This window comes from Bradyrhizobium sp. TM233 (genome assembly GCF_036247965.1).
Classification (GTDB): Bacteria; Pseudomonadota; Alphaproteobacteria; order Rhizobiales; family Xanthobacteraceae; genus Bradyrhizobium; species Bradyrhizobium ottawaense.
In genome coordinates this window covers 1-1,463 of record NZ_BTIG01000070.1, presented here as the reverse complement: position 1 = coordinate 1,463, position 1,463 = coordinate 1, and the positions used below count along the sequence as shown (strand labels likewise).

At 67.0% G+C, this 1,463-nt stretch carries 2 protein-coding genes; both read right to left on the bottom strand.

From position 1 onward, the window contains the following. Window positions 1–1,111: NAD(P)/FAD-dependent oxidoreductase (locus AABA86_RS33505; RefSeq protein WP_338309781.1), on the bottom strand; the 1,111-nt coding region annotated here is incomplete at its 3' end. A gap of 164 nt (window positions 1,112–1,275) precedes the next feature. Further along, on the bottom strand, window positions 1,276–1,463 hold a 188-nt coding region (locus AABA86_RS33500; protein WP_445083502.1), incomplete at its 5' end, for an AMP-binding enzyme.

Here is a 1,463-nt window from a genome sequence, read left to right as displayed (position 1 = left end):
GCGTCACCTCGGCGCCGCTGGAATAGAGATCCTGTGCGATGTCGTGGCCGCTGTTGCCAGTGCCGATGACGATCGCGCGCTTGCCTGTCCAGGTCTCGCCGTCCTCATAGCGGCTGGAATGCAGCAGCGTTCCCTTGAAATTGTCGAGGGTCGGAATGTCCGGAATATTGGCGATGCCGCTGACGCCGGTCGCCATGATGACGTGGCGCGGATGCATGGTGCGCCTGCTGCCGTCTGCACGGCGCAGCGTGACGGTCCAGCGGGCCTCGACTTCGTCATAGGCGCCGCCTGCGAATTCGGTGCCGGTCCAGAAATTCAGCTCCATCGCATCGACGTAAGCCTCGAACCAATTGGCGAGCTTGTCCTTGGGGATATAGACCGGCCAGTTCGGCGGAAACGGCATGTAGGGCATGTGATTGACCTGCACCTGGTTGTGCAGGGTGAGCGCGTGATAGCGCTTGCGCCAGTTGTCGCCGATCCGCATCTCGCGATCGACGATCAGCGCGTCGACCTGCAACTGCTTCAGCCGGGCTGCGATCGCGAGCCCGGCCTGGCCGCCGCCGACCACCAGCACGGCGGGGTCGCGATCGGCGTAGCCGCGCGAGGCGCTGCGCAAATCGAGCCAGTTCGGCCCGCGGAAATCGCGGGAATAGGCCTGGCCGCGCGGGCGCGACGTGCCGAGCTGCTCCTCGAATCCTTTGAGCTCGTCGAGCGAGGTGAGCAGCGTCCAGGCCTTCAGGCGGTCGCCGTCGGCGGTGTCGGGAATGAGCCGCAGGATGCCGCTGCCACGGCCGGTCGCGGTTTCGAACGTGAAGATCGCTTCGATGGTGTTGGTGCCGGCGCGCGTCACCCAGCGCGGCGGCGCGCGGTTCGGCGCGATCTTGAAGTTGGTCGGGGCCGCCCCGGGCGCCAGCGCGGTCAGCGCTTGCGCAATCGTCGCGCGGCCGGCGATCGTTTGCAGGTTCCAGCTCAGCGCCAGCACGTCGCGCCAGAAGCTGTCGGCGAGGAAGAGGCGATCCAGCGTGGCGGGATCGGGCCTGCCCAGCGCGCGCTCGAAATCACCGAGCCAGGCCTGGGCGCAGGCGGATAGATCCTTGGTCTTGTCGAGCATGCGCGACCTCTTGGCCGTCTTTCGCGGCGTTTCCTCTGAGATCGAACGCTATACGGTTTCCTCGCCCGCCAAAAGCTGCGGACCCGAGCGAGGCAGGCATGCAGCCCTGCTCGGGCGGAATATGGCCTGGCATTCCGCTCGCACGGACGCCGGCCGGAGAACGTCTAAGCGCCGCCCGGACCGCGGCCGGTCCAATAGGGATCGCGCAGCTTGCGTTTGAAGATCTTTCCGGTCGCCTCCCGGGGCAGCGCCTCCAGGAACCGGACCTCCTTCGGCACCTTGAAGTTCGCCAGCCTCTCGCGCAGAAAAGCCTGCACTGCGGCGGCGGAGAGCTGCTCGCCGGTGTCGGGCT